The organism is Rhizobium sp. RHZ02 (assembly GCF_014851575.1).
Classification (GTDB): domain Bacteria; phylum Pseudomonadota; class Alphaproteobacteria; order Rhizobiales; family Rhizobiaceae; genus Rhizobium; species Rhizobium altiplani.
Map to the genome: position 1 here is coordinate 70,285 of NZ_JACUZX010000023.1, position 22,281 is coordinate 92,565.

The 22,281-nt window shown below is 60.1% G+C and carries 25 protein-coding genes; 17 read left to right on the forward strand and 8 right to left on the reverse strand.

Annotated elements, in window-relative coordinates:
- Positions 1–64: 64 nt before the first annotated feature.
- Positions 65–703: a PAS domain-containing protein gene (locus tag IB244_RS24435; RefSeq protein WP_192305948.1), complete on the reverse strand. Its 639-nt coding sequence runs from the start codon at positions 701–703 to the stop codon at positions 65–67.
- A 292-nt stretch (positions 704–995) separates the two neighbouring features.
- Between IB244_RS24435 and IB244_RS24440 the strand changes: the two genes are divergently transcribed.
- Positions 996–1,754, forward strand: coding sequence for a rhomboid family intramembrane serine protease (locus IB244_RS24440; RefSeq protein ID WP_192241971.1), 759 nt, complete (start codon positions 996–998; stop codon positions 1,752–1,754).
- A 103-nt stretch (positions 1,755–1,857) separates the two neighbouring features.
- Complete coding sequence (locus IB244_RS24445) at positions 1,858–2,292, forward strand: CBS domain-containing protein (protein WP_192305949.1); 435 nt, start codon at positions 1,858–1,860, stop codon at positions 2,290–2,292.
- A 15-nt stretch (positions 2,293–2,307) separates the two neighbouring features.
- Here IB244_RS24445 and IB244_RS24450 read toward each other — a convergent pair whose 3' ends face one another.
- The 3 genes from IB244_RS24450 to folE form a co-directional block, all read right to left on the reverse strand.
- Complete coding sequence (locus IB244_RS24450; RefSeq protein WP_112660177.1) at positions 2,308–3,279, reverse strand: patatin-like phospholipase family protein; 972 nt, start codon at positions 3,277–3,279, stop codon at positions 2,308–2,310.
- Positions 3,280–3,393: 114 nt separating this feature from the next.
- Positions 3,394–3,852, reverse strand: coding sequence for a phosphoribosyl-AMP cyclohydrolase (gene hisI, locus IB244_RS24455; RefSeq protein ID WP_018854969.1), 459 nt, complete (start codon positions 3,850–3,852; stop codon positions 3,394–3,396).
- A gap of 26 nt (positions 3,853–3,878) precedes the next feature.
- Positions 3,879–4,499 (reverse strand): GTP cyclohydrolase I FolE, encoded by a 621-nt coding sequence (gene folE / locus IB244_RS24460; protein ID WP_018854970.1) that lies wholly within the window; start codon positions 4,497–4,499, stop codon positions 3,879–3,881.
- A 307-nt stretch (positions 4,500–4,806) separates the two neighbouring features.
- Between folE and IB244_RS24465 the strand changes: the two genes are divergently transcribed.
- The 5 genes from IB244_RS24465 to thrS all read left to right on the forward strand — a co-directional run bounded on the left by IB244_RS24465 (position 4,807) and on the right by thrS (position 8,434).
- Positions 4,807–5,253, forward strand: a complete 447-nt coding sequence (locus tag IB244_RS24465) for an iron-sulfur cluster assembly scaffold protein (protein ID WP_018854971.1) — start codon at positions 4,807–4,809, stop codon at positions 5,251–5,253.
- 12 nt (positions 5,254–5,265) lie between these two features.
- Positions 5,266–5,664 (forward strand): membrane protein insertion efficiency factor YidD, encoded by a 399-nt coding sequence (yidD, locus tag IB244_RS24470; protein ID WP_113470433.1) that lies wholly within the window; start codon positions 5,266–5,268, stop codon positions 5,662–5,664.
- A gap of 3 nt (positions 5,665–5,667) precedes the next feature.
- Positions 5,668–5,805 carry a hypothetical protein gene (locus tag IB244_RS24475; protein WP_162763407.1) on the forward strand — a complete coding sequence of 46 codons (138 nt, stop codon included), beginning with the start codon at positions 5,668–5,670 and terminating at the stop codon, positions 5,803–5,805.
- Positions 5,802–6,326 (forward strand): DUF1697 domain-containing protein, encoded by a 525-nt coding sequence (locus IB244_RS24480; RefSeq protein WP_192305951.1) that lies wholly within the window; start codon positions 5,802–5,804, stop codon positions 6,324–6,326. Before IB244_RS24475 ends, IB244_RS24480 begins: the two co-directional genes overlap by 4 nt.
- Positions 6,327–6,448: 122 nt before the next feature.
- The gene (gene thrS, locus IB244_RS24485; protein ID WP_018854975.1) at positions 6,449–8,434 is read left to right on the forward strand and encodes a threonine--tRNA ligase; all 1,986 of its coding nucleotides are present in this window, start codon (positions 6,449–6,451) and stop codon (positions 8,432–8,434) included.
- 87 nt (positions 8,435–8,521) lie between these two features.
- Here thrS and IB244_RS24490 read toward each other — a convergent pair whose 3' ends face one another.
- Entirely contained in the window at positions 8,522–9,613 is a 1,092-nt protein-coding gene (locus tag IB244_RS24490; RefSeq protein ID WP_192305953.1) for a hypothetical protein, read from the reverse strand.
- Positions 9,614–9,726: 113 nt separating this feature from the next.
- Here IB244_RS24490 and IB244_RS24495 point away from each other — a divergent pair, with 113 nt between their 5' ends.
- The 3 genes from IB244_RS24495 to IB244_RS24505 all read left to right on the forward strand — a co-directional run bounded on the left by IB244_RS24495 (position 9,727) and on the right by IB244_RS24505 (position 12,163).
- Positions 9,727–10,311, forward strand: coding sequence for a nitroreductase (locus IB244_RS24495; RefSeq protein WP_018854977.1), 585 nt, complete (start codon positions 9,727–9,729; stop codon positions 10,309–10,311).
- The gene (locus IB244_RS24500; protein ID WP_113470431.1) at positions 10,311–10,913 is read left to right on the forward strand and encodes a flavin reductase family protein; all 603 of its coding nucleotides are present in this window, start codon (positions 10,311–10,313) and stop codon (positions 10,911–10,913) included. The genes IB244_RS24495 and IB244_RS24500 overlap by 1 nt, the downstream gene beginning before the upstream one ends.
- Before the next feature lie 77 nt (positions 10,914–10,990).
- A complete protein-coding gene (locus IB244_RS24505; RefSeq protein WP_192241976.1) occupies positions 10,991–12,163 on the forward strand; it encodes a DUF2336 domain-containing protein in 1,173 nt (390 codons plus the stop codon).
- On the opposite strand, the gene IB244_RS24510 is transcribed toward IB244_RS24505, so the two are convergent.
- Positions 12,160–12,567, reverse strand: coding sequence for a hypothetical protein (locus tag IB244_RS24510; RefSeq protein ID WP_113164078.1), 408 nt, complete (start codon positions 12,565–12,567; stop codon positions 12,160–12,162). The genes IB244_RS24505 and IB244_RS24510 overlap by 4 nt on opposite strands.
- Before the next feature lie 108 nt (positions 12,568–12,675).
- On the opposite strand from IB244_RS24510, the gene IB244_RS24515 reads away from it, so the two are divergent.
- Positions 12,676–13,134 (forward strand): GNAT family N-acetyltransferase, encoded by a 459-nt coding sequence (locus tag IB244_RS24515; protein WP_018854981.1) that lies wholly within the window; start codon positions 12,676–12,678, stop codon positions 13,132–13,134.
- On the opposite strand, the gene IB244_RS24520 is transcribed toward IB244_RS24515, so the two are convergent.
- Positions 13,135–14,313 carry an AI-2E family transporter gene (locus IB244_RS24520; protein WP_018854982.1) on the reverse strand — a complete coding sequence of 393 codons (1,179 nt, stop codon included), beginning with the start codon at positions 14,311–14,313 and terminating at the stop codon, positions 13,135–13,137.
- Between the two features lie 205 nt (positions 14,314–14,518).
- On the opposite strand from IB244_RS24520, the gene IB244_RS24525 reads away from it, so the two are divergent.
- On the forward strand, positions 14,519–15,136 hold the full coding sequence (locus IB244_RS24525) for a GntR family transcriptional regulator (protein WP_113470429.1): 618 nt from the start codon (positions 14,519–14,521) through the stop codon (positions 15,134–15,136).
- 3 nt (positions 15,137–15,139) lie between these two features.
- Complete coding sequence (locus IB244_RS24530; RefSeq protein ID WP_192241975.1) at positions 15,140–15,595, forward strand: OsmC family protein; 456 nt, start codon at positions 15,140–15,142, stop codon at positions 15,593–15,595.
- Positions 15,596–15,600: 5 nt separating this feature from the next.
- Here the strand turns inward: IB244_RS24530 and parE are convergent, their stop codons facing one another.
- Positions 15,601–17,673: a DNA topoisomerase IV subunit B gene (gene parE / locus IB244_RS24535; protein ID WP_062370902.1), complete on the reverse strand. Its 2,073-nt coding sequence runs from the start codon at positions 17,671–17,673 to the stop codon at positions 15,601–15,603.
- A gap of 215 nt (positions 17,674–17,888) precedes the next feature.
- Between parE and IB244_RS24540 the strand changes: the two genes are divergently transcribed.
- The 4 genes from IB244_RS24540 (at position 17,889) to IB244_RS24555 (ending at position 22,125) form a co-directional block, all read left to right on the forward strand.
- Complete coding sequence (locus IB244_RS24540; protein ID WP_113470459.1) at positions 17,889–18,773, forward strand: alpha/beta hydrolase; 885 nt, start codon at positions 17,889–17,891, stop codon at positions 18,771–18,773.
- 198 nt (positions 18,774–18,971) lie between these two features.
- Positions 18,972–19,742: a triose-phosphate isomerase gene (gene tpiA, locus IB244_RS24545; protein WP_026371493.1), complete on the forward strand. Its 771-nt coding sequence runs from the start codon at positions 18,972–18,974 to the stop codon at positions 19,740–19,742.
- 107 nt (positions 19,743–19,849) lie between these two features.
- Entirely contained in the window at positions 19,850–20,356 is a 507-nt protein-coding gene (gene secG / locus IB244_RS24550) for a preprotein translocase subunit SecG (protein WP_169680298.1), read from the forward strand.
- A 140-nt stretch (positions 20,357–20,496) separates the two neighbouring features.
- Positions 20,497–22,125: a CTP synthase gene (locus IB244_RS24555; protein ID WP_018854989.1), complete on the forward strand. Its 1,629-nt coding sequence runs from the start codon at positions 20,497–20,499 to the stop codon at positions 22,123–22,125.
- Positions 22,126–22,281 lie beyond the last annotated feature (156 nt).

Genomic DNA, 22,281 nt, shown 5'->3' on the forward strand with positions numbered 1-22,281 from the left:
CAACCGATCATTACCCGGAATCCCTTAACAGAAGGTTGTTCAGATTCGTGCACTATGCACGCATTCAGTTGTGCCTAACCGAGCCTGGAACGCCGAATTCAGCAAATAGACTGGACATAACGCGTCGCATTGTGTCAGCGATCGACGGGGTACGCTCGTATAGCGGGTGCTCATCTCCGAACTCGGCATCCTTGAGCTCCCTGTCGGAGCCAAGCCCTTCGTGCAGTGATCGGATGCGATCGAGAGCGAGGAACTGGAGCGGCACGACTTCCAGCCAGCTTGATGCGACCGCGGGGGCGATAGCCCCTAGAAGTTTGTCGCATTGACACTCGTCCGAGCGAAGCGGCAGGAGGACAATTTCGAAGGAGGCACAATGGCCGGCCGCGGTGAAACCCGTGGCGTTGAGCAGCTCCGGCATCGCGTTGCTCATGAGGCCCGCGGCCATCTGTTCGATGTCGTCCTTCCCATGCGCCCAAAGCTCGGAAAACGGGACCCCACGGAGATCGCGACCAAAGAGATCGCAAATACGGGTTCCGGCAAGGCGGAATGCAATGCGGCCCGAATCACCTGTTTCGAGGAGAAACACGCTCGACAGAATCTGCCGCAAATGCGTTGGCTCGACCTGCGATCTCAACGGCGCAACGTCTTTGCCGCGGATCCGAGTCCAATATTCGAATAGGTCGATCGTCGTTTTGAGACGCATTGCTGCACCGGCTGTTTCATTTTGGATCAAAACACGGCCGTCATGGCCATGCGCTATGATGCTGTGCGTATCTCGTGCCAGCTCGGAGCAGTTAAGGTTAAGGAACGGTTTCGATTGAGCCGCGCATCGCGCCGTGACAATGTCTGTCCATCGCTTCCTGTCTTCGGGAAGTTCAGCACAGACTGTCGGGCGCGGATATCCTCGACGCTCGAAGCCGTCCGGTCTTTGCCGGACGGCTTTTTTTTTGACCTTTCGTCCTGTAAGGCTGTGCCGCAATCAATTGAGGACGAAGATGAACGAGCAGTCGGAGCCGCAAACGGCGATAGAGCCCCCGCCGCCGTCACCCATCTTCAACCTTCCGGGCCCGGTGCTCGCGGCACTTGCGCTGCTGGGGCTGATATATGCGGTTCAATCGCTGCTTCTATCCGGCAGTGGCCTCGACTGGCTGTTCTTCAATTTCGGCTTCATTCCGTTGCGCTACATCACGCCGCTTTCAGAGCAGGGCCCGCAACTTTTCTGGACGCCGATTACCTATTCGCTGCTTCACGGCAGTATAGAGCATATCGTTTTCAACGGGCTGTGGCTCATGGCCTTCGGCACACCGGTGGCGCGCCGGATTGGAACGTTTCGCTTCATCGTTTTCTGGGTGCTCTCGGCAACTGCGTCCGCCGCCTTCCATGCGGCCTTAGATTGGGGAGGGGCCACGCTGCTGATCGGCGCGTCGGGCGTGGTGTCCGGCCTGATGGGCGCTGCCTGCCGCTTTGCGTTCCCGCCTGAACAGCGGATGAGCGGGCCGGCGCATCTTAATCCGCGACTCTCGATGCTGGGAGCGTTTCGCAGCCGCACGGTCGTCGCCTTCATTCTCTTCTGGTTCGTGGGCAATCTCCTGATCGCCGTCGGCGTCCCGTTGATTGGCGACGGATCCCAGGCAATCGCCTGGGACGCCCATATCGGAGGCTTCGTTTTCGGCTTCGTTCTCTTCGGCTTTTTCGACCGGGAGCCACCCGAGCAGCCGCTCATTTCAGAGACATCGGATATATTGCAATCTTGAGCATTGGAGTGCACCATTCCTCCTGATCCGTGATGGGAGGAGAGCCGCCACGGATGCCTGTGATCAGTTGAAGTGTTTCACTTTCGACATAGGAGGTTCAAGAATGTCCAACTCAGTCAAGGCCATACTCGATGCGAAGGGCAGGGATGTCGTAACCGCCGGGCCAAACACGACCGTTGCCGAGGCGGCTGTGATTCTCAGCAAGAAGAAGATCGGCGCTATCGTTATCGTCGGGATGGAAAACAAGATTTCCGGGATTTTCACGGAGCGCGACGTCGTGCACGCGATCGCCAAGGCGGGGGCGGCCTGCCTCGATCAGCCGGTTGGCTCGCTTATGACCGCAAAGGTCTATCGGTGCCATGAAGATTCGACAGTGTATGACCTGATGGGGCTGATGACGAGCCGACGCTTCCGTCACGTTCCTGTCGAAACGAACGGCAAACTTGCCGGTATCATTTCGATTGGTGACGTCGTGAAGTCGCGTATTGCTGAAGTCGAACTGGAAGCCGAACAGATCAAGGCCTACATCGCCGGCTGAATGCTTCGCCGGCGCCTAGAGAGAGCCGGCGAATAGTTCCTGCATCCGTTTCAACTCGGGAAGCCTCAGCTTGGCTTCTTCATAGCCGCGCTCAATCGCTTCTCCAGCGCGATGGAATTCCGAGAGGCCGATATCGCCGAGACGCGGCTGAAGCGATATGTCCGGCGGATCGCCCGCCAAGCGCGCACGCGCGATCCTATCCTGGATGATGTTGAAAGCCTGCACCATCACACCGGTCATGCCGAGCTTGGTATAGGGCACCTCCTCGCGTCGCTGGACTTCGGAGCGCGAGAGGGTTGCATTGTGCCGGACGACAGCCGATCGACCGTAAAGATCGTAGTTCAGATTGACGGCAACCACGAGCGGTTGCTCGTAGGCGCGACATACGGAAACGGGAACCGGATTGACCAGCGCGCCATCGACGAGTGTCCGTTGATTGCTGCGGATGGGTTCGAAAATGCCGGGGAGGGCATAGGAGGCGCGAAGAGCCGTAATTAGCGATCCGTTTGCGATCCAGACTTCGTGCCCGGTGTTTACTTCGGCGGCGACAGCCACGAATGGCCGGTCCAGATCTTCGACGTTGAGCCCCTCAAGATGCTCCTGCATGCGCTTCGTCAACCGCATGCCGCCGAACAGACCACTGCCGCCGATCGTCAGATCAAGCAGGCTCGCTATACGCCGCATCGTCAGCGAACGAGCGAATCCTTCCAGTTCGTCGAGCTTGCCCGCCAGATAGCAGCCGCCGACCAGCGCACCGATCGAGGTTCCGGCAACCATGCCGATCTCGATACCTTCTTCGTCCAGGGCGCGCAGAACCCCTATATGCGCCCAGCCGCGTGCGGCGCCGCCGCCCAGCGCAAGGGCAAGCTTGGTTCTCTTCGGGGCAGGCGGAGGAGATGCGGGAGCGTTCATGTCTGGCGCGGTCGGGGTGCTGGCATTGGACGCGCCCGCCTCGGAGCTTTGGCGGTACAATCCCCAATTCAGCATGGCTCGTATCCCTCCCGGCAAACAATTAAAAACGAACTATATTAGTGTCCCGCGTCCCTTTCCAATTCGTATATAGGCGTAGATTTTGGCCCAATAAGAGGCAACTGCCTGCTTTTATGACTCTTTACCGTAGACTTCGTCCGGATCGAACTGGAGCTCGTCATCGACGATTTCGAGCATCGGCTTGCCGTCTTCGAGGTTCACGGTCCTATAGAAGCAGGATCGGCGACCGGTGTGACAGGTGGCATCATGGCCTGCGACCTCGACCTTCAGCCAGATGGCGTCCTGGTCGCAGTCCGTCCGAATTTCCTTGACCATCTGGGTGTTGCCCGAGGTTTCGCCCTTGATCCAGAGCTTGCCCCGCGAGCGGCTGAAGTAATGAGCCTTCCCGGTCTGAATGGTCAGTGCGAGGGCCTGGGCGTTCATATGCGCCACCATCAGCAACTCGCCATCGGCGGAATCGGTGACAATCGCGGTGATCAGGCCGCGATCGTCAAAGCGTGGCGTGAAGTCGCCCGCGTCCTCAAGTTCTGATTTATCATCGGACGGCGCATTGAACGCAAAGGGCATCATCGCGGCTTTCTTAACTGAAGCCGTATTCAGCGGCTCCGGACCATGGACATGAATCGGGCTTGATCAGCCGGCTCAGTTTTGAACGTTCCGGTAAATGTTGTCGTCAATGTGGTCGAGCCCTGCTTTTGCACACCGCGCATCGCCATGCACATGTGTTCGGCCTCAATCATGACGGCTACACCGCGCGGAGTGAGCGTGTCGTCAATGGCCTTAGCGATCTGGGCGGTCATGGTTTCCTGCGTTTGCAGGCGACGACCGTAGATCTCAACGACGCGTGCGATCTTCGAAAGGCCCAGCACCTTGCCATCCGGCATGTAGGCAACATGGGCCTTGCCGATGATTGGAACCATGTGGTGTTCGCAATGAGAGAAGAACGGAATATCCCTCACCAGGACCATGTCGTCGTAGCCGGCAACCTCTTCAAAGGTACGGCCCAGCACATCTTCCGGGTCCATATCATAGCCGGCAAAGAGTTCACGATAGGCTTTGGCCACGCGTGCTGGCGTATCGAGCAGGCCTTCGCGCGTCGGATCGTCACCTGCCCAACGCAACAGCGTGCGGACGGCATCCTCTGCTTCTTTCTGGCTGGGCCGATCCGCATCGAGATCGGCGGGGGTCTGCGGAAAATTCTTGATGATGGCGTCCATATGTAACAGTCTCCTGATCCGCTTTGGCGGACCGTCTTTCGGACTAGCCACTGGCAATTCCACTCAAGGGAATTCATGCACCTTTGGCAGGCTCCGGGGCTTTCAGGGCTTGGTTTGCTGCCCTTCCGGCACGGTTTCCCAATCAAACTTAGCCGAGGCCATTGCATTTTTCTGGCCTTCGAACGACATACATATAGGAAAACGGCATCCTTATGTAAGTCTCCCGGCACGACACGCTGTGTTTTTCTTTTGTGCTACAATGAGTTTTGAGGCGCCGATCCGCATGAATTCTGGAGCGGAATCCACGATGGACGATATCTACAACAGCAAAATCCTGGAATTCGCGGGCAATATTCCGCTGATCGGCAGCTTGCCGGATGCGGACGCCAGCGCCCAGGCGCACTCCAAACTTTGCGGCTCCAAGGTCAAGATCTGGCTGAAGATGGACGGCGATACGGTCACCGCCTTCGCGCACGACGTCAAAGCCTGCGCGCTCGGACAGGCATCGTCTTCGATCATGGCCCGCCATGTGATCGGCGCCAGCGCGACTGAGTTGCGCAAGGCGCGAGAGGACATGCTGGCAATGCTGAAGGCGGACGGCGAGGGGCCGGAAGGCCGCTTCGAGGACATGCGTTATCTCCGCCCCGTGAAGGACTACAAGGCACGACATGCCTCGACGATGCTGACCTTCGACGCCGTCGTCGATGCGGTCAGCCAGGTCGAGGCCAAGCGCGGCGAAACCATCGAGGCCTGAGCGGCATAGCCGATGTGCAAATTCTGTTCGATCAATCGCGATGAGGACGAAGACGAGGGTGGCGCCGCCGCACCGCGTCGATCCACGCGCTCCTACTCCCGAAATTACTCCGGCCCGTTTCGGAAGACGGCCGGCAGGGTGCTGGGGATGGGTTTCATTCGCGCCTACCAGTTGACCCTCTCCGGTTTCATCGGCAATTCCTGCCGCCACATCCCGACCTGCTCGGAATACGGCTATGAGGCAGTCGCCCGTTACGGGCTGTGGAACGGCGGATGGATGACGCTCTTTCGCGTCGCGCGCTGCGGCCCGGGCGGCACCAGCGGGCTCGACCCGGTTCCCGAGCAGCTCGGTGAACGCTTTCACTGGTGGACGCCCTGGCGCTACCTCGCGCTTGGTCGCAAGGCGGGCTGAACGATGACGCAAGGCGCATTTCGGGTGTTTCGCCGTCGCCTCGACGTCCCCGATGCCTCGCTCAAGTATGTGGATGCGGCCGCGTCCAAGCACGAACTCGAAGATTTTGGCGAGGGCGCGGCAGAGTTCTGCAAAGCATGATCTACGTCGCGCTCCTGCACAGCATTGTGCTTGCGCCCGGTCGCCGCGTGGTGATGTCCGACCTTCGCGACATGGCCAAGGACATCGGGTACAAGAATCCGAGGACACTTGTCTCGACCGGGAACATCGTTTTCGAGGCCGATGCCGCCCTGCTCGCAGAGATCGAGGCGAAGCTGGAAGCGGCCTTCAAGGCTCGTTTCGGCAAACCGGTCGATATCATCGTGCGCAAAGGTATCGACTGGTTGACCCTTGCGAAGTCCAATCCTTTTGTAGACGGCGAGGGCAGTCAGGTGATCGTGCGCGTCATGCGCAGGCCGCTTCCACCTACTGCCATGGAGGCGCTTCGCCCTTATGCCGATCCTAAGCAGCGAATGGCACTCACCGCCGGCGACCTTTGGATCGATTTTGCCGGCAAGCCGAGCGAGTGGAAGTTGCTCTCGGCACTGACGACCAAGCGAATGGGCGTCGGAACATTGCGGAACTGGAACACGGTGCGTGGCCTTGCCGAAATGATCGGCTAAGCTGGCTTTTTCTTTACTCAAGCAGCAAATCTCGGTATCAGGCGGCGGCGCATTCGTGCGGACGAAGCGCTTCATTGCAACCACCCGCATTCGTTGGCGGGACTGGACAAGGAGAATTATAGATGTCCCAATCCGTTTCCCTGACATTTCCCGATGGTTCCGTGCGCAGCTACGATGCTGGCGCAACCGGCAAGGATGTCGCAGAATCCATTTCCAAGTCGCTTGCCAAGAAGGCAGTCGCGATCGCTATCGACGGTCAGGTCCGTGACCTTTCCGATCCGGTGACGGCAGGCGCAATTGAAATCATCACCCGCACCGACGGCCGCGCGCTGGAGTTGATCCGGCATGACGCAGCCCACGTGATGGCGGAAGCCGTGCAGGAGCTCTGGCCCGGCACGCAGGTCACGATCGGCCCTGTTATCGAGAACGGCTTCTACTACGACTTTGCCAAGAACGAGCCCTTCACACCCGACGATCTGCCGAAAATCGAAAAGAAGATGAAGGAGATCATTGCTCGCAACGCGCCGTTCACCAAGGAAGTCTGGGCGCGCGAGAAGGCCAAGGAAGTATTCGCCGCGAAGGGCGAAAGCTACAAGGTTGAACTCGTCGATGCGATTCCGGCAGGCCAGGATCTGAAGATCTATTATCAGGGCGACTGGTTCGACCTCTGCCGCGGCCCCCATATGGCATCGACCGGCCAGATCGGGACGGCGTTCAAGTTGATGAAGGTGGCCGGCGCCTATTGGCGTGGCGACAGCAACAATCCGATGCTGACCCGCATCTACGGCACGGCATTTGCCGAACAGGCCGAACTCGACAACTACCTGCACGTGCTCGCGGAAGCCGAGAAGCGCGATCACCGCCGCCTCGGCCGCGAAATGGACCTCTTCCATTTCCAGGAAGAGGGTCCGGGCGTTGTCTTCTGGCACGGCAAGGGATGGCGCATGTTCCAGACGCTCGTCGCCTATATGCGCCGTCGTCTCGCCGAAGACTACCAGGAGGTCAATGCGCCGCAGGTGCTCGACAAGTCGCTCTGGGAAACCTCCGGTCACTGGGGCTGGTACCGCGACAACATGTTCAAGGTCACCGTCGCCGGCGACGATACGGATGATGACCGCGTGTTCGCGCTGAAGCCGATGAACTGCCCCGGCCATGTGCAGATCTTCAAGCATGGCTTGAAGTCTTATCGCGAACTGCCGATCCGTCTTGCGGAATTCGGCACAGTTCACCGCTACGAGCCGTCCGGTGCTCTGCATGGGTTGATGCGTGTGCGCGGCTTCACGCAGGACGATGCGCACATCTTCTGCACCGACGAGCAGATGGCAGCCGAGTGCCTGAAGATCAACGATCTGATCCTGTCGGTCTACAAGGACTTCGGCTTCGACGAGATCACCATCAAGCTCTCAACGCGCCCGGAAAAGCGTGTTGGTTCGGATGATCTTTGGGATCGCGCCGAAAGCGTGATGACCGACGTGCTGGACACGATCCAACACCAGTCGAACAACATCAAGACCGGCATTCTGCCGGGCGAGGGCGCGTTCTATGGTCCGAAGTTCGAATATACGCTAAAGGACGCGATCGGCCGTGAATGGCAGTGCGGCACGACGCAGGTCGACTTCAACCTGCCGGAACGCTTCGGTGCCTTCTACATCGACAGCAATTCGGAAAAGACGCAGCCGGTGATGATCCACCGCGCGATCTGCGGTTCGATGGAGCGCTTCCTCGGCATCCTGATCGAGAACTTCGCAGGACATCTGCCGCTGTGGGTATCGCCGCAGCAGGTCGTCGTCGCGACGATCACGTCCGAGGCCGACGGCTATGGCGCCGAAGTCGCGGCAGCGCTGCGGGACGCCGGCCTGACCGTTGAGACCGACTTCCGTAACGAGAAGATCAACTACAAGATCCGCGAGCATTCCGTTACGAAAGTTCCCGTCATCATCGTCTGCGGGAAGAAGGAAGCGGAAGAGCGCACGGTCAACATCCGCCGTCTTGGCAGCCAGGAGCAAACCTCGATGTCGCTTGACGAGGCAATCGCAAGCCTCGGGCTCGAAGCCACGCCGCCGGACGTGCGCCGGAAGGCGGAAGCGAGGAAGGCAAAGGCAGCCTGAGCTGCCTCCAGCACGTGAATACAACACCGCCCGGTTTCTAAAAGAACCGGGCGGTTTTTCTTTGTCTGTGGACCCCTAGGAGGCCGATCAGTCCGCGTCGGCGCCGGTGCCGCCCTGGAGCTGATCGTAGGTAGGTAGCGGTGCCTGCGTATTCGGCGAGCCGTCACTCGCTGGCGGTTGCTGATCCGGCTGAACCTGAACGGTTTTAGCGGCCTCTGTCGGTTCTTCGGGTTGCACGTCCTTCATAAGAACTTCGACGTCTGTGTTCTTGCCGGCTTCGACCTTGAAATCCCGCTGGTAGATCTTGTCCTTGTTTCGAGCGACGGCGGAGTATTCGCCTTCGGCGAGCACCATGGTCGGGAAAGCGCTGACGCTCTCGCCGACACTGTCGCCAGCGGCCGTCAGGATCGACCAGGCCGTATCGGCGATCGCTTCCCCACCGGCGTCGGACACGAGCTTGAACGTGATCTGTGCTGCCTTGTGCTGGATCGTTGCTTCCGTGAGCTTGCCTGCCTCCACCTGGATATCGGCGCGGATCGAGGCATTGGTGTCGCCGTATTCGGAGACGATGTGGTAGGTTCCGGCATTCAAGCGAACCACGGTGTTTGGCGGCACGTCAGCCATGACAAGACCGCGCTCGCCGTCCTCACGCACGTCGGCGGAGTAAATCGAGAAGCTGAGCTGATCCGGGCGAATGCGAACGTCCGTTCCCGAGACCGCGTTCAGCAGTAAGCCACCGGCTTCCAGCACCATCGTCTGCTTGTCGACCTGACCCTCTTCAGGAACCGTCAGCTTGCGCGTGACACCGGCGCGACCGAAAGAAACGTTGACGAAATAGTCTCCCGGCGCGAGCTGAAAATCCGCGGAGCCGCCTTGCGAGGACGCGATCAGCGGAAGCTTTCCGTCGGTGCCCGCTGCCGGGCTGAACACATACCAGGAGAGACCATCCTCAACAGGATCGCCGTTGGCGGTCAGTTTCGCCTCGAGCGCGATCTCGCGCAGCTTCGAGCCCTGCGGGGCGGTGCCCGGCGCGATGAAGGCATTCAGCTTCGGCATTTTCGCAGTCGTATCCAACTGCTTGAAGGTCTGGAAGGCGTCCTGCGCCTGGCTGCTTAAAGGCAGTAGGGCGGTCAAAACCAAGGCCAGGCTTATGCGTGCATATGGCGAAATGCCAACCATCTGTCGTGCGAACCAATTGACATCTGAAATCACAGAGGCCACTTCAAGACCAACGCGATGGCAAATTCAAGACCCATCCCAAATGCTGTCATGAAAATGGAAGTCTCTCCCGCATGAAATCCGATATCAAGCTGATCGACTATCTCGGTGTCCGTCGCTCTATTCCCGCTTTCCAGATGTGCGAGCCGGGCCCCGACAAAGCCGAGATCGAAGAGATTTTGCGCCTGGCCTCCCGCGTGCCCGACCACGGCAAGCTCGCGCCATGGCGCTTCATCGTCTATCGCGGCGAAGAGCGTGCCCGGATTGGCCAAGAGCTCCTCAAGCTCGCGCTCGAGGCCAAGCCAGAACTGTCTGAGGAAATGGTCCAGGTGGAGCGTACGCGCTTTACCCGCGCTCCTGTTGTCGTTGCCGTCGTCAGCAAGTCCGGCCCGCACATCAAGATTCCCGAGTGGGAGCAGCTGATGTCTGCTGGTGCTGTCTGCCTCAACATCATCTTCGCCGCCAATGCCCACGGCTGGGTCGCCAACTGGCTGACGGAGTGGTTCGCCTATGACGAGCGCGCCTACGAACTCCTGGGCGTCAAGTCGGGCGAAAAGATCGCTGGTTTCATTCACATGGGCTCAACGACGTTTCCGCCCGTCGAGCGCCCGCGCCCGGAACTGACCGAGACTGTGACCTGGGTTGGCGGAGGGGACTGATGTTCTATACCACCGATACGAACCGGCATGGCCTGTCGCACGATCCCTTCAAGGCCATTGTCTCGCCGCGTCCGATTGGCTGGATCGGCAGCAGGGGAAGCGACGGCTCGATCAACCTTGCACCGTACTCTTTCTTCAATGCGATTTCCGACCGCCCGAAACTCGTGATGTTTTCCTCCGCCGGTCTAAAGCACAGCCAGAGGAATGCGATCGAGACCGGCGAGTTCACCTGTAACTTTGTCAGCCGGAACCTGGTCGAGAAGATGAATATCTCATCTGCGGCCGTCGACTATGGCGTTGACGAGTTTGCTCTTTCCGGCCTCGCCGCCAGGAAGGGTGAGCTTGTCGACGCGCCCTACGTCGCCGAGGCCTTTGCCGTGCTCGAATGCAAGGTAACGGAGACCCTTGTGCCGAAGTCACTCACCGGTGAAAATTCCGAGAACATCATGATCCTCGGTCAGGTTGTCGGCATCCACATCGACGAGACGATCATTCGCGATGGGCGACTCGATATGGCGATCGCCAGGCCAGTCGCCCGCATGGGTTACATGGACTACAGCGAAGGCAGCGACGTGTTCGAAATGTTCCGGCCGCAGGTTTGACGTTGGCCGTCAGCGCTTAAGGAACATGGTGAACCAATCATAAACTTTTCCAAGATACCGTGATCTCACTGATTGGAATGCGAGAGAATCGCATTCGGGCATGGGGCACACGGGTGATCGTAGAAGCATTTCTTCGTTGGGCGGAAACCGCCAAGGCCGGAGACAGGGCCCGTGCGGCCAGTGCCCTCGGCAGAGCCTATCTGCAGTCCGAAATGGCAGCAGAAGAACGCGCCGCGGCCGAGATGGCCATGACTTTCCTGCTCGACGACCCATCCCCCAAGGTGAGGCTGGCGCTTGCCGAAGCAATCTCTTGGTCACCGGAGGCGCCGCGAGCGGTTATTCTCTCGCTGGCCGCGGATCAGCCGGAGATCGCCTGCCATGCGGTCACATGCTCACCCTTACTGTCGGACGCAGACCTCGTGGATCTCGCGGCCAGCGGCAGCGACATCACGCGAATGCTGATTGCCGCGCGCGGCACGATTTCACGGCCGGTTTCAGCCGCGCTCGCCGAGATCGGTGAAGAAGAGGCCGTCCTCTGCCTTCTCGAGAACGGCGGGGCGGCCATCGCGCCTTACTCTCTTAAAAGAATTGCCGAGCGGCTCGGCCATCACTGCGAAATCCGCAATCTGCTGCTGGAGCGCGGGGATCTTGCGGCGGACGCGCGTCAGTTGTTGACGCAGCATGTCAGCGCCGCCCTCGTTGGTCTGCCATTGGCGCTAGCGACGATCGATCCCGGCCGACTGCACAGGATCAGCAGAGAGGCCAATGAAACTGCCATCGTGTCGATTGCTGGCGAGATTACGCCGCGCGAGATTTCAGACCTTGTCGAGCATTTACGGGTTAGTGGCCACCTAACGCCGTCGTGCCTGATCCACGCTCTTTGCTCCGGAAAGGTCGAGTTCTTCGCAGGCGCCATCGTTAACCTGACTGGCTGCGAAGAGCGACGCGTTCGCTCCATTCTCGCAACCGGTCGCATGCACGCGGTGCGCGCCCTCTATGAGACGGCCGGCCTTTCCCGCGAGATCAGCACGATCTTCGTCGAAGCGACGCTGTTGTGGCGGGACGCATCGAAAGATCTGGCAGCGACGATGCTCGGCGACGTCTGCGGCAAGCTGCTTGAGAAGTTCCGCCGGCATGCAACGCATGGGGCCGTGCAGGAACTCCTGGAGATGATCGAAAGGCTGCACATCGCTGAACAGCGGCAGCATGCACGCGCTTATGCTCAATTTACGTCGCTCGCCGCAGCCTAGCGGTGCAGCCGCTTCGCCACCCAGGAATAGCTGCCCGAGACGAAGTGGACGGGTGAAGCCAGCGCTGTTTTCATTTCGCTACCGGACGGCAGGTACGCGCGCACCTCACTCGCCACCCGGTCAGCGAGGGCCGACAATCGACCCTGCGTTTCGGCTGGAACGGGCGGCGTCGGCGCGCTTTCCACGACCGCCTTTGGTGCTTCCGGGGAGGCAGGCTTCGGTGGCTCACAGACAGCAATTACCGTTGGGTAGCTGACATTCGTATAGCGCTTCAGCTGCCTTTCCGAATCGGCGTCGCACATGGCGACGGTCTGCCATTTCTGCTCAACCGTGGCGAGATAGTTGCATTGTGTGACCGAGTCGTTGCAGCCTAGGATCGTCATTGCAACCAGCACCGCTTGCATAATATCGCCTTTTGAATATTGAACCTTCGCCTCTTAGATGCTGAAATTCCAACAGAATGAAGGCGCCCCAACATTTTTTACGCGGGCGCCACAAGACAGGAAAAACCCGTGTCCATTACGATTGCATTGGAAACACCGCGCCAAGACGGCGTGCTCCGCTTGCTCGACATGTCCGACGCCTATGCCCAGTCTCTGTATCCGCCAGAAAGCAATCACCTCGTCGATGTATCGACCCTGGAGAAGCCGGCCGTCAGCTTCTTCGTCGCCCGCAACGAGGGTGCGATCGTTGGCTGCTGTGCACTGGTCGAGGCTGGCGACGGAACGGCGGAGATCAAGCGGATGTTCGTCGATCCCGGCGCCCGCGGCTTGAAAGTGGCAAGCAAGCTGATGGACGCACTCGAAACGACGGCCGCTGAAAAGAAGCTCCAAGCCGTCCGTCTTGAAACCGGCATTTACCAGCCAGAAGCGATCGCTCTCTACCGAAAGTACGGCTATGGCGAAATCGAAGCGTTTGGCAGCTACCTGCCAGACCCACTTAGCCTGTTCATGGAAAAGCGGCTGCCCTGATCATTCGGCCGCGCGAGACGCCGGCGGGGCCTGCTCGTCGATCATGACGTTCGGGCCGGTTTCGGCACTCCGGACCTCGTGCATCCATTCGCGCCAGATCGCCACAATGAGGGCCATCAGCACCGGCCCGATGAAGAGGCCGAGAAAGCCCATGGTTTTCACGCCGCCGACAAGGCCGAAGAAGGTCGGCAGGAATGGCAGCTTGATGGGACCGCCAACAAGCTTCGGACGAAGTGTCTTGTCGACAATGAACAGCTCGACCGTTCCCCAAACGAAAAGGCCGATGCCTGCGATATGTGAGCCACTGGCGAGCAGGTAGACAGACACCAGGGTAAAGGACAGCGGGGCACCACCGGGTATCAGGGCCATGATACCCGTCAGGACGCCGAGCGTGACGGGCGAGGGGACACCGGCGATCCAATAAGCGACGCCGAGCACGATGCCTTCGCCGATCGCGATCAGCGTCATGCCCATGACAGTCGAGCTGATGGTTGCCGGAACGACGCGGGAAATTCGCTCCCAGCGGTTCGGAAGAATGCGTTCGCCGAGCATATCGATCTGCTGCGAGAAGGAGGAACCATCGCGGTAGACGAAGAACAGCGCGATCAACATGAAGAGCAGCGTGAGGAGCAGGTGGAAGGCGCCACCGCCAGCTGCCAGAATCGCCCGATAGATGTTGCCGATATGGGCGCCGCTCACAGCCTGGATTAGCTCACCCATGGCACCGGGGCTGCCGATATATCTGGTCCACAGTTCATCGAGATACGGACCGGCAAAAGGCAGGGCGATGATCCACTGCGGGGTTGGCGCACCGGACCTGTTTGCGTGCACGGCCCAGGCCACCCATTCGCGCACCTCACCTGTCGTATAGGTGACGGCGAAAAAGATCGGCAACACGAGAAACGTCACGATCATCAGAATGGCGATGGTGGCGGCGACCGTTGTGTTTCCACCGACACGGCTGAGAAGCCGGCGATACAGCGGCCAGCTTGCAAAGCCGATGACAAGGGCGGCGAGAACCGGGACAGCAAAGCCGTAGAAGAAGTAGACGCCAGCAGCGACAACAAGCACGAGCAGCCAGCGCGCCGCGGAGATGGAGGGAATTAACGGCGTGCGGGCTGGGCCTGAGGGGCCGAGCCATCGCGGCTCTCGCTGGATGTTGTTGTTCGGAAGGCTCACGTCGTTCTTTTCCCCTGTTTTGGCTATGGATATGGGCCATGCGTCCCTCGGGCGCAAGCACAATGACCGATTCATGTCATCGACTGGCGCCCGTGAGACCACCGGCGATCCATACTACGCTCCCTAACGCTATTCTTCGCAATCAATATGACAGAAATCCTGCCACAGCGTTGCCAAAATACACTTGCGCGTTTACTTTGGATCCATGGATACAAACCTGATTGCAACGGCGCTGCGGCGCGAAATAGAAGGCGGGAGCCTGCCGCCAGGGACCGTCCTGAAACAAGAGCTCCTGGCAGAGCGGTTTGGCGTGAGCCGCCAGCCGGTACGCCAGGCGCTAGATCGGTTGCTAGCGTCAGGCCTGCTCGACCGGCGGCCTGACCGAAGCCTGGCCGTCGCCGGTTTGACGGAAGAGCAAGCACGTGAACTCGCCGAGATCCGCGCAGCCTTGGAGAGCATGGCGCTGCGCGCTGCGCTGCCGCTGCTCGGCGACAGCGACCTGCGCAAGGCGCGCCGTCTCAATGAAGATCTGATCGAAGAGGATGATCCGGCCACGCTGGAGGAGCTGGATGTCGCCTTTCATCGAACGCTCTACGGGCGATGTGGCAATCGCCGCCTTCTGTCCATGATCGACGAACTGCGGCGTGAATCGCGTCGTGCCTATCTGAGGCAGCCAAAGGGCTCCAACGAGCGTGTGATCCTCCACGCCGAGCATCGCGCCATCATAGACGCATGCGCGCGTCGCGACGAGGCTGAGGCACTGAAGGCCCTGTCGGGCCACCTGCAGATGACAACAGCGCGCCTGACGCGCAAGGGAGAATGAGAGATGACGACGTTTTCCGCGGAGGTCGCATGGGAGCGGGGCGCGGCAAGTTTTATCGACGGACGCTATAGCCGCGGGCACAGATGGAGCTTTGATGGCGGCGCCACCGTCGCTGCCTCCGCTTCGCCGCACAATGTGCCGTTGCCGTACGCGCTTGCCGAGAATGTTGATCCGGAAGAGGCATACGTTGCAGCACTGTCGAGCTGCCACATGCTCTTCTATCTCTGGCTGGCCTCAAAGAAGCGCATCCTGGTCGATAGCTATGTCGATGCGGCAACCGGCCTTATGGAAACTGTGCAGGGCAGGACAATGGTGAGCCGCGTGGAGCTTCGACCGCAGGTTACCTATGCCGGCGACAGGCCGAACCGAGAGATCGAACAGAAACTCCACCACGAAGCGCACGAGTTGTGCTTTCTTGCCAACTCCGTGAAGACGGAAATTACGGTGCGCCTCGACTAGCCGGTTCAGATATCGAGGTTTTCCGCAAAGGCGGCGCGATCCTGAATGAACCGGAAGCGCGCTTCCGGCTTCGTTCCCATCAGGTCGTCGACCGCCGTGCGCGTACCCTCGAAATCCACCTCGTCGATAATCACGCGCAACAGCGTGCGCTTGCCTGGGTCCATGGTGGTTTCTTTGAGCTGCGCCGGCAGCATTTCGCCAAGGCCTTTGAAACGGCTGATTTCGACTTTCGCCTTGCCCTTGAACTCGGTCTCCATCAGCTCGGCGCGGTGCGCATCGTCGCGGGCGTAAGCGGACTTCGCGCCCTGGGTGATCTTGTAGAGCGGCGGTACGGCCAGGAAGAGGTGACCGCCACGGACCAGCTCCGGCATTTCCTGATAGAAGAACGTGATCAGTAGCGAGGCAATGTGGGCACCGTCGACGTCGGCATCGGTCATGACGATGATGCGTTCGTAGCGAAGGTCTTCCTCACGATACTTCGAGCGCGTACCGCAACCGAGCGCCTGAACGAGATCGGCGAGCTGCTGGTTGGCGCCAAGCTTTTCGCGACCGGCACTGGCGACGTTGAGGATTTTGCCGCGCAGGGGGAGGATCGCCTGGTTGGCACGATTGCGAGCCTGCTTGGCCGAGCCACCTGCCGAGTCACCTTCGACGATGAAGAGTTCGGCACCCTGGGCGGTGTTCTGTGCGCAATCGGCTAGCTTGCCGGGCAGGCGCAGCTTGCGCACGGCGGTCTTGCGGTTGACTTCCTTTTCCTTGCGACGGCGCAGGCGTTCTTCCGCACGCTCTATAACCCAGTCGAGCAGCTTGGCTGCCTCGTTCGGATTGTCGGCAAGGTAGTGGTCAAAGGGGTCGCGGAGTGCGTTTTCAACGATCCGCTGGGCTTCGACCGTGGCGAGCTTGTCCTTCGTCTGGCCGACGAATTCCGGCTCGCGGATGAAGACCGAGAGCATGCCGACGGCGGAGATCATCACGTCATCGGTGGTGATCTGGGCAGCGCGCTTGTTCTGCGTCAGTTCGGCGTAATTCTTCAGGCCCTTGGTCAGCGCGATGCGCAGGCCCGCCTCGTGCGTGCCGCCTTCGGGCGTCGGGATCGTGTTGCAGTAGGAGTGGACCTGGGGATCGCCGCCGTACCAGGTGATCGCCCACTCCAGGGAGCCATGACCACTGGTCTTCTCGGTTTTCCCTGCGAATATCTCGCGGGTAACGGTGAATTCCTTGCCCATCGTCGCCTGCAGGTAATCCTTCAGGCCGCCGGGGAAGTGGAAGACCGCCTTGTCAGGTATCTCCGAGCCTTGCGGCAGAACGCCTTCCTCGCAACTCCAGCGGATTTCGACGCCGCCAAAGAGGTAAGCCTTGGAGCGTGCCATACGGAACACACGCCCGGCATCGAACTTCGCGTGCTCGCCAAAGATCTGCGGATCGGGGTGAAAGCGGACTCGCGTGCCACGACGATTGTGGACGTCGCCGAGTTCTTCCAGTTCGCCCTGGGGCAAACCGCGGGAAAAGCGCTGACGATATAGCTTCCGATTGCGCGCAACCTCGACTTCCAGCACGTCGGAAAGCGCATTGACGACGGAAACGCCGACGCCGTGCAGACCACCTGACGTCTCATATGCCTTGCCGTCGAACTTGCCGCCCGCGTGCAGCTTCGTCATGATGACTTCAAGGGTCGACTTCCCGGGAACTTGCGGGTGATTCTCGACGGGGATACCGCGGCCATTGTCGCTGACCGTCAAGTAGCCCTGCAGGTCAAGGTGAACCTCAATGAAGTTGGCGTGGCCGGCGACAGCTTCGTCCATCGAATTGTCGATGACTTCGGCGAAGAGATGGTGAAGAGCCTTTTCGTCGGTGCCGCCGATATACATGCCCGGCCGCATGCGGACGGGTTCAAGACCCTCGAGAACGCGGATCGAGGACGCGCCGTAGTCTTCCGACGTCGAGTTCACGGGCGCCGGACGCAGGGCGGGGGCAGCAGCCTTAGCGGGTGCGGCCTTTTGTGGCTCGGCAGACTTTGGAGCTTCCTCCTGCTTCGGTGTCAGGGGCAGTCCGGAAAAGAGGTCGTTGCTATCGTCCATGGGGCCGTTCAGATCTTTATCCTGTCGGGCAGGGGCCTTACGCCAAGCCTGACCCAAAATCACCGCATTTGATGTCACGTTTGCGAATCAGGCAGATTCTGCCAGAAAGCGCCTCGTTACGCGACGCCGCCCGATCAGGCGGACTTCCTTAGGAAGTGGTTTGCGTTGGCGGGCGTGGAATGGCAAGCGGCCAGAAGGCTCAGGGAACCATGCTCATGCGAATGTCCACAAGTCATTGCACCATTATTACCGCAATTGCGGCCTTTTTCCTGACGACGACGGCAAGCGGCCGAGCGGCCGAGAGCCTGCCGCCCTTTAAGGACGAGCTCTTCTCCACACAAAATGTGCTGCGGACGAGCGATAATGGCGCCCTTGACGTCATCGAATACGACGAGATGCGGGACATCAACGGCCGCGATCAGATACCCCAAAAGCGCGCCCAACAAAAATACGTGTCTCTCGGCGTCAAAAGGCAGCAGTCGGACGAGACCTTGCAGCTTGGTTCGCAAAGACTCGACGTCACCAGGGTGGGACAAAGCTCGGGAGCGGCATTTACGGTCATTTTCATTCACGGTCGTAACGGCGACCGGCGCCTCGGCGTGAACGACTACAGTTTCGGGGGCAACTTCAATCGCCTGAAAAACCTGGTCGCCGGCAATGGCGGTGTCTATTATTCGCCGACGGTCAAGAGCTTCGACAGCGATGGCGTCGCCGCGATCAAAGGGCTGATCCGCTACGCTTCCCAGCAGTCGCCCGGCAAGCCGGTCATTCTGGCGTGTGCGTCGATGGGCAGCCAGGTCTGCTGGGGCTTGAGCCGTGACCCCGCCAGCGTGAAAGCCCTCAAGGGAATGGTGATCCTCAGCGGCGTTACCGATCCGGACTTCGGCAAGAGCCCGTCCTTCAAGGCCAAACTGCCGCTTTGGTTCGCGCATGGCAGCCGGGATCCGGTCTATGCAGCGACAGACCAGCAGGCACTCTTCGAAAAACTGCTGAAGGGGGATTACCCTGCACATTTCACGCTCTATCAGACGGGAAATCACGGAACACCGATCCGGATGATCGACTGGCGCCGCACGCTGAACTGGATATTGGGTTCGTGACGACAGCCTAAGTCGCCTGACCGCCGGGCGAGCGTCATGGCGGCCGCCTGGTCTATGATTTTCAGCAACATGGGCTCCGAATTTTAAGCATTTGCGCGACAAAAGGCCGTTATTTCCCTTAGGGAAGGTGCCCAAACCTTTTCATTGATCCCCGCTTTTGCTAAGGCCCCACGATACGTGGAAGATGGGAAGGCTGGCATGACACCTGACGTGCGTCCGCTTGTGGCGGGAAACTGGAAAATGAACGGCACGCGTGCCTCCCTCGACCAAATCAAGGCAATCGCCGAAGGTGTTCAGGGGCCACTTTCCGATAAGGTGGAGGCGCTGATCTGCCCTCCGGCAACGTTGCTTTATGTCGCCACTGCGCTCTGCACCGACAGCCCGCTGGCGATCGGCGCACAGGACTGCCACCAGAAGCCCTCGGGCGCCCACACCGGCGATATTTCGGCCGAAATGATCGCAGACTGCTTCGGCACTTACGTGATCGTCGGACATTCGGAGCGTCGCACCGACCATGCCGAGACCGACCATCTTGTTCGCGCCAAAGCGGAGGCTGCGTTCGCGGCCGACCTGACGGCAATCGTGTGCATCGGCGAAACGGCGGACGAACGCAAGGCAGGCCAGACCCTCGACATCATCAAGCGTCAGCTTTCCGCCTCGGTGCCGGATAGCGCGACGCCGGAGAATGCCGTCATTGCCTACGAGCCCGTCTGGGCGATCGGCACCGGCGTTACCCCAACCGTGGAAGACGTAGAGAAGGCGCACGCCTTCATGCGTTCCGAGCTCGTCGCCCGCTTCGGGGCGGCTGGCAAGAAGATCCGCATCCTCTATGGCGGCTCGGTCAAGCCAAGCAATGCAAGGGAGTTGATGGGCGTCGCGAATGTCGATGGCGCACTGATCGGCGGTGCAAGCTTGAAAGCGGCCGATTTCCTCGCCATCTACGGCGCATACGGAGCGCTGGTTGCTTAGAGCCGTGTATATTCCGAGCCTAAGGGCTTGGAATAGCGGATCACCTCATGTAAAGAGCGCCAGAATTTTACTTTATGCCCGCCGCGCGCGTGGGCAGGACTGGACCCATGCAGACCGTTTTGATTGTCATCCATCTCATGATCGTGCTGGCGCTTGTCGGCGTCGTGCTCATTCAGCGCTCGGAAGGCGGCGGCCTCGGCATCGGCGGCGGCTCGGGCTTCATGTCTGCCCGTGGCACGGCCAATGCGCTGACACGCACGACCGCGATCCTGGCGACGCTGTTCTTCATCACGTCGCTCGGCCTCGGCATTCTCAACCGCTATGAAAGCCGTCCGACGGATATTCTGAACCGTATTCCGGCGACGAGCGGTGAGGGCAAGGGTATTCTCGACTCGCTCGGCGGCCAGAACGGCAATGCCGCTCCGGCTGCACCGGCCGCGCAGAACAACAACGGCGTTCCGACCGGCGGTGAGACCGCTCCGGCTCCGGCAGCAACTGCTCCGGCCGCACCGGCACCTGCCGAAACGGCTCCGTCTACTCAAACTGCTCCGGCAGCACCGCAGGCGGCTACGCCTTCCGCTCCGGCGCCCGCCACCGTCCCAAGCGGACAGTAAGCGGCACACAGCATCAACCGCCGGCAGGCCCTCGGGTCTGCCGGTTTTCTTTTGTTCAGATTCCGCGCTGGCACCAAAAGTTCTGGAAAAGAATTTTTGGGCTGGTGGAATCGTTTTTGAAAAGGTATCCGGTGACTCCCATGGCGCGATACGTATTTATCACTGGCGGCGTGGTTTCCTCTCTCGGTAAAGGAATTGCGGCCGCGGCTCTCGGAGCGTTGCTGCAGGCCCGTGGTTATCGGGTGCGGCTTCGCAAACTCGACCCCTATCTGAACGTGGACCCGGGCACCATGAGCCCGACCCAGCACGGCGAAGTCTTCGTCACCGATGACGGTGCCGAAACGGATCTCGATCTCGGCCACTACGAGCGCTTTACCGGGCGTTCGGCGACCAAGACCGACAACATCACCACCGGACGCATCTACAAGAACATCATCGACAAGGAACGCCGCGGCGACTATCTCGGCGCGACCGTTCAGGTCATTCCGCACGTCACCAACGAGATCAAGGACTTCGTCACCGAAGGCAACGGCGACTACGACTTCGTCATCTGCGAGATCGGCGGCACGGTCGGCGATATCGAGGCGATGCCGTTCATGGAAGCGATCCGCCAGCTCGGCAACGACCTGCCGCGCGGCACTGCGATCTACGTCCACCTGACGCTGATGCCGTATATTCCGGCTGCCGGCGAACTGAAGACCAAGCCAACCCAGCACTCCGTCAAGGAACTGCAGGCGCTCGGCATTCATCCGGACATCCTGCTGGTGCGCGCCGACCGCGAAATTCCGGAAGCGGAACGCCGCAAGCTGTCGCTCTTCTGCAACGTCCGTCCGTCCGCGGTGATCCAGGCGCTCGACGTCGCCAACATCTACGACGTCCCGATGGCCTACCACAAGGAAGGGCTCGACAACGAAGTGCTGGCAGCCTTCGGCATCGAGCCGGCACCTAAGCCCCGCCTTGACCAATGGGAAGAGGTCTGCAACCGCATCCGCACGCCTGAGGGCGAGGTCACGATTGCCATCGTCGGCAAGTACACCGGCCTCAAGGATGCCTACAAGTCGCTGATCGAAGCGCTGCATCACGGCGGCATAGCCAATCGCGTCAAGGTCAACCTGGAATGGATCGAATCTGAGGTCTTCGAAAAGGAAGACCCGGCGCCGTATCTCGAGAAGGTCCATGGCATCCTCGTTCCCGGCGGGTTCGGCGAGCGCGGCTCGGAAGGCAAGATCCATGCGGCCCGCTTCGCACGCGAACGGAAGGTACCGTATTTCGGGATCTGCTTTGGCATGCAGATGGCCGTCATTGAAGCCGCCCGCAACCTTGCCGGCGTGGAAAGCGCCTCGTCGACCGAGTTCGGCCCGACGAAGGAGCCCGTTGTCGGCCTGATGACCGAATGGGTGAAGGGCAATGAGCTGCAGAAGCGCACGGAAGCGGGCGATCTCGGCGGCACGATGCGCCTCGGCGCCTACAAGGCTGCGTTGAAGAAGGATACGAAGATCTCGGAGATCTACGGTTCGACCGATATTTCCGAGCGCCATCGCCATCGCTACGAAGTCAACATCGACTACAAGGACCGTTTGGAAGACTGCGGTCTCGTCTTTTCGGGAATGTCACCGGACGGTGTACTGCCCGAGACGATCGAGTATGCTGAGCATCCCTGGTTCATCGGCGTTCAGTACCATCCGGAACTGAAGAGCCGTCCTCTCGACCCGCATCCGCTCTTCGCAAGCTTCATCGAAGCCGCAACCGAACAGAGCCGCCTAGTCTGACCTTCAAGAGGCCGCCTCAACGAGGCGGCCTTATACATTGCGAGGCCGGTGCATCGGTTATGATGCACCGGCCTCGTTTGCCATTGAGGTGATTGCAACACCGCAGTGACGATGCGCAGAGCGGTTGGTCCTAGCGGGCCTGAACTTTCGTTCGTA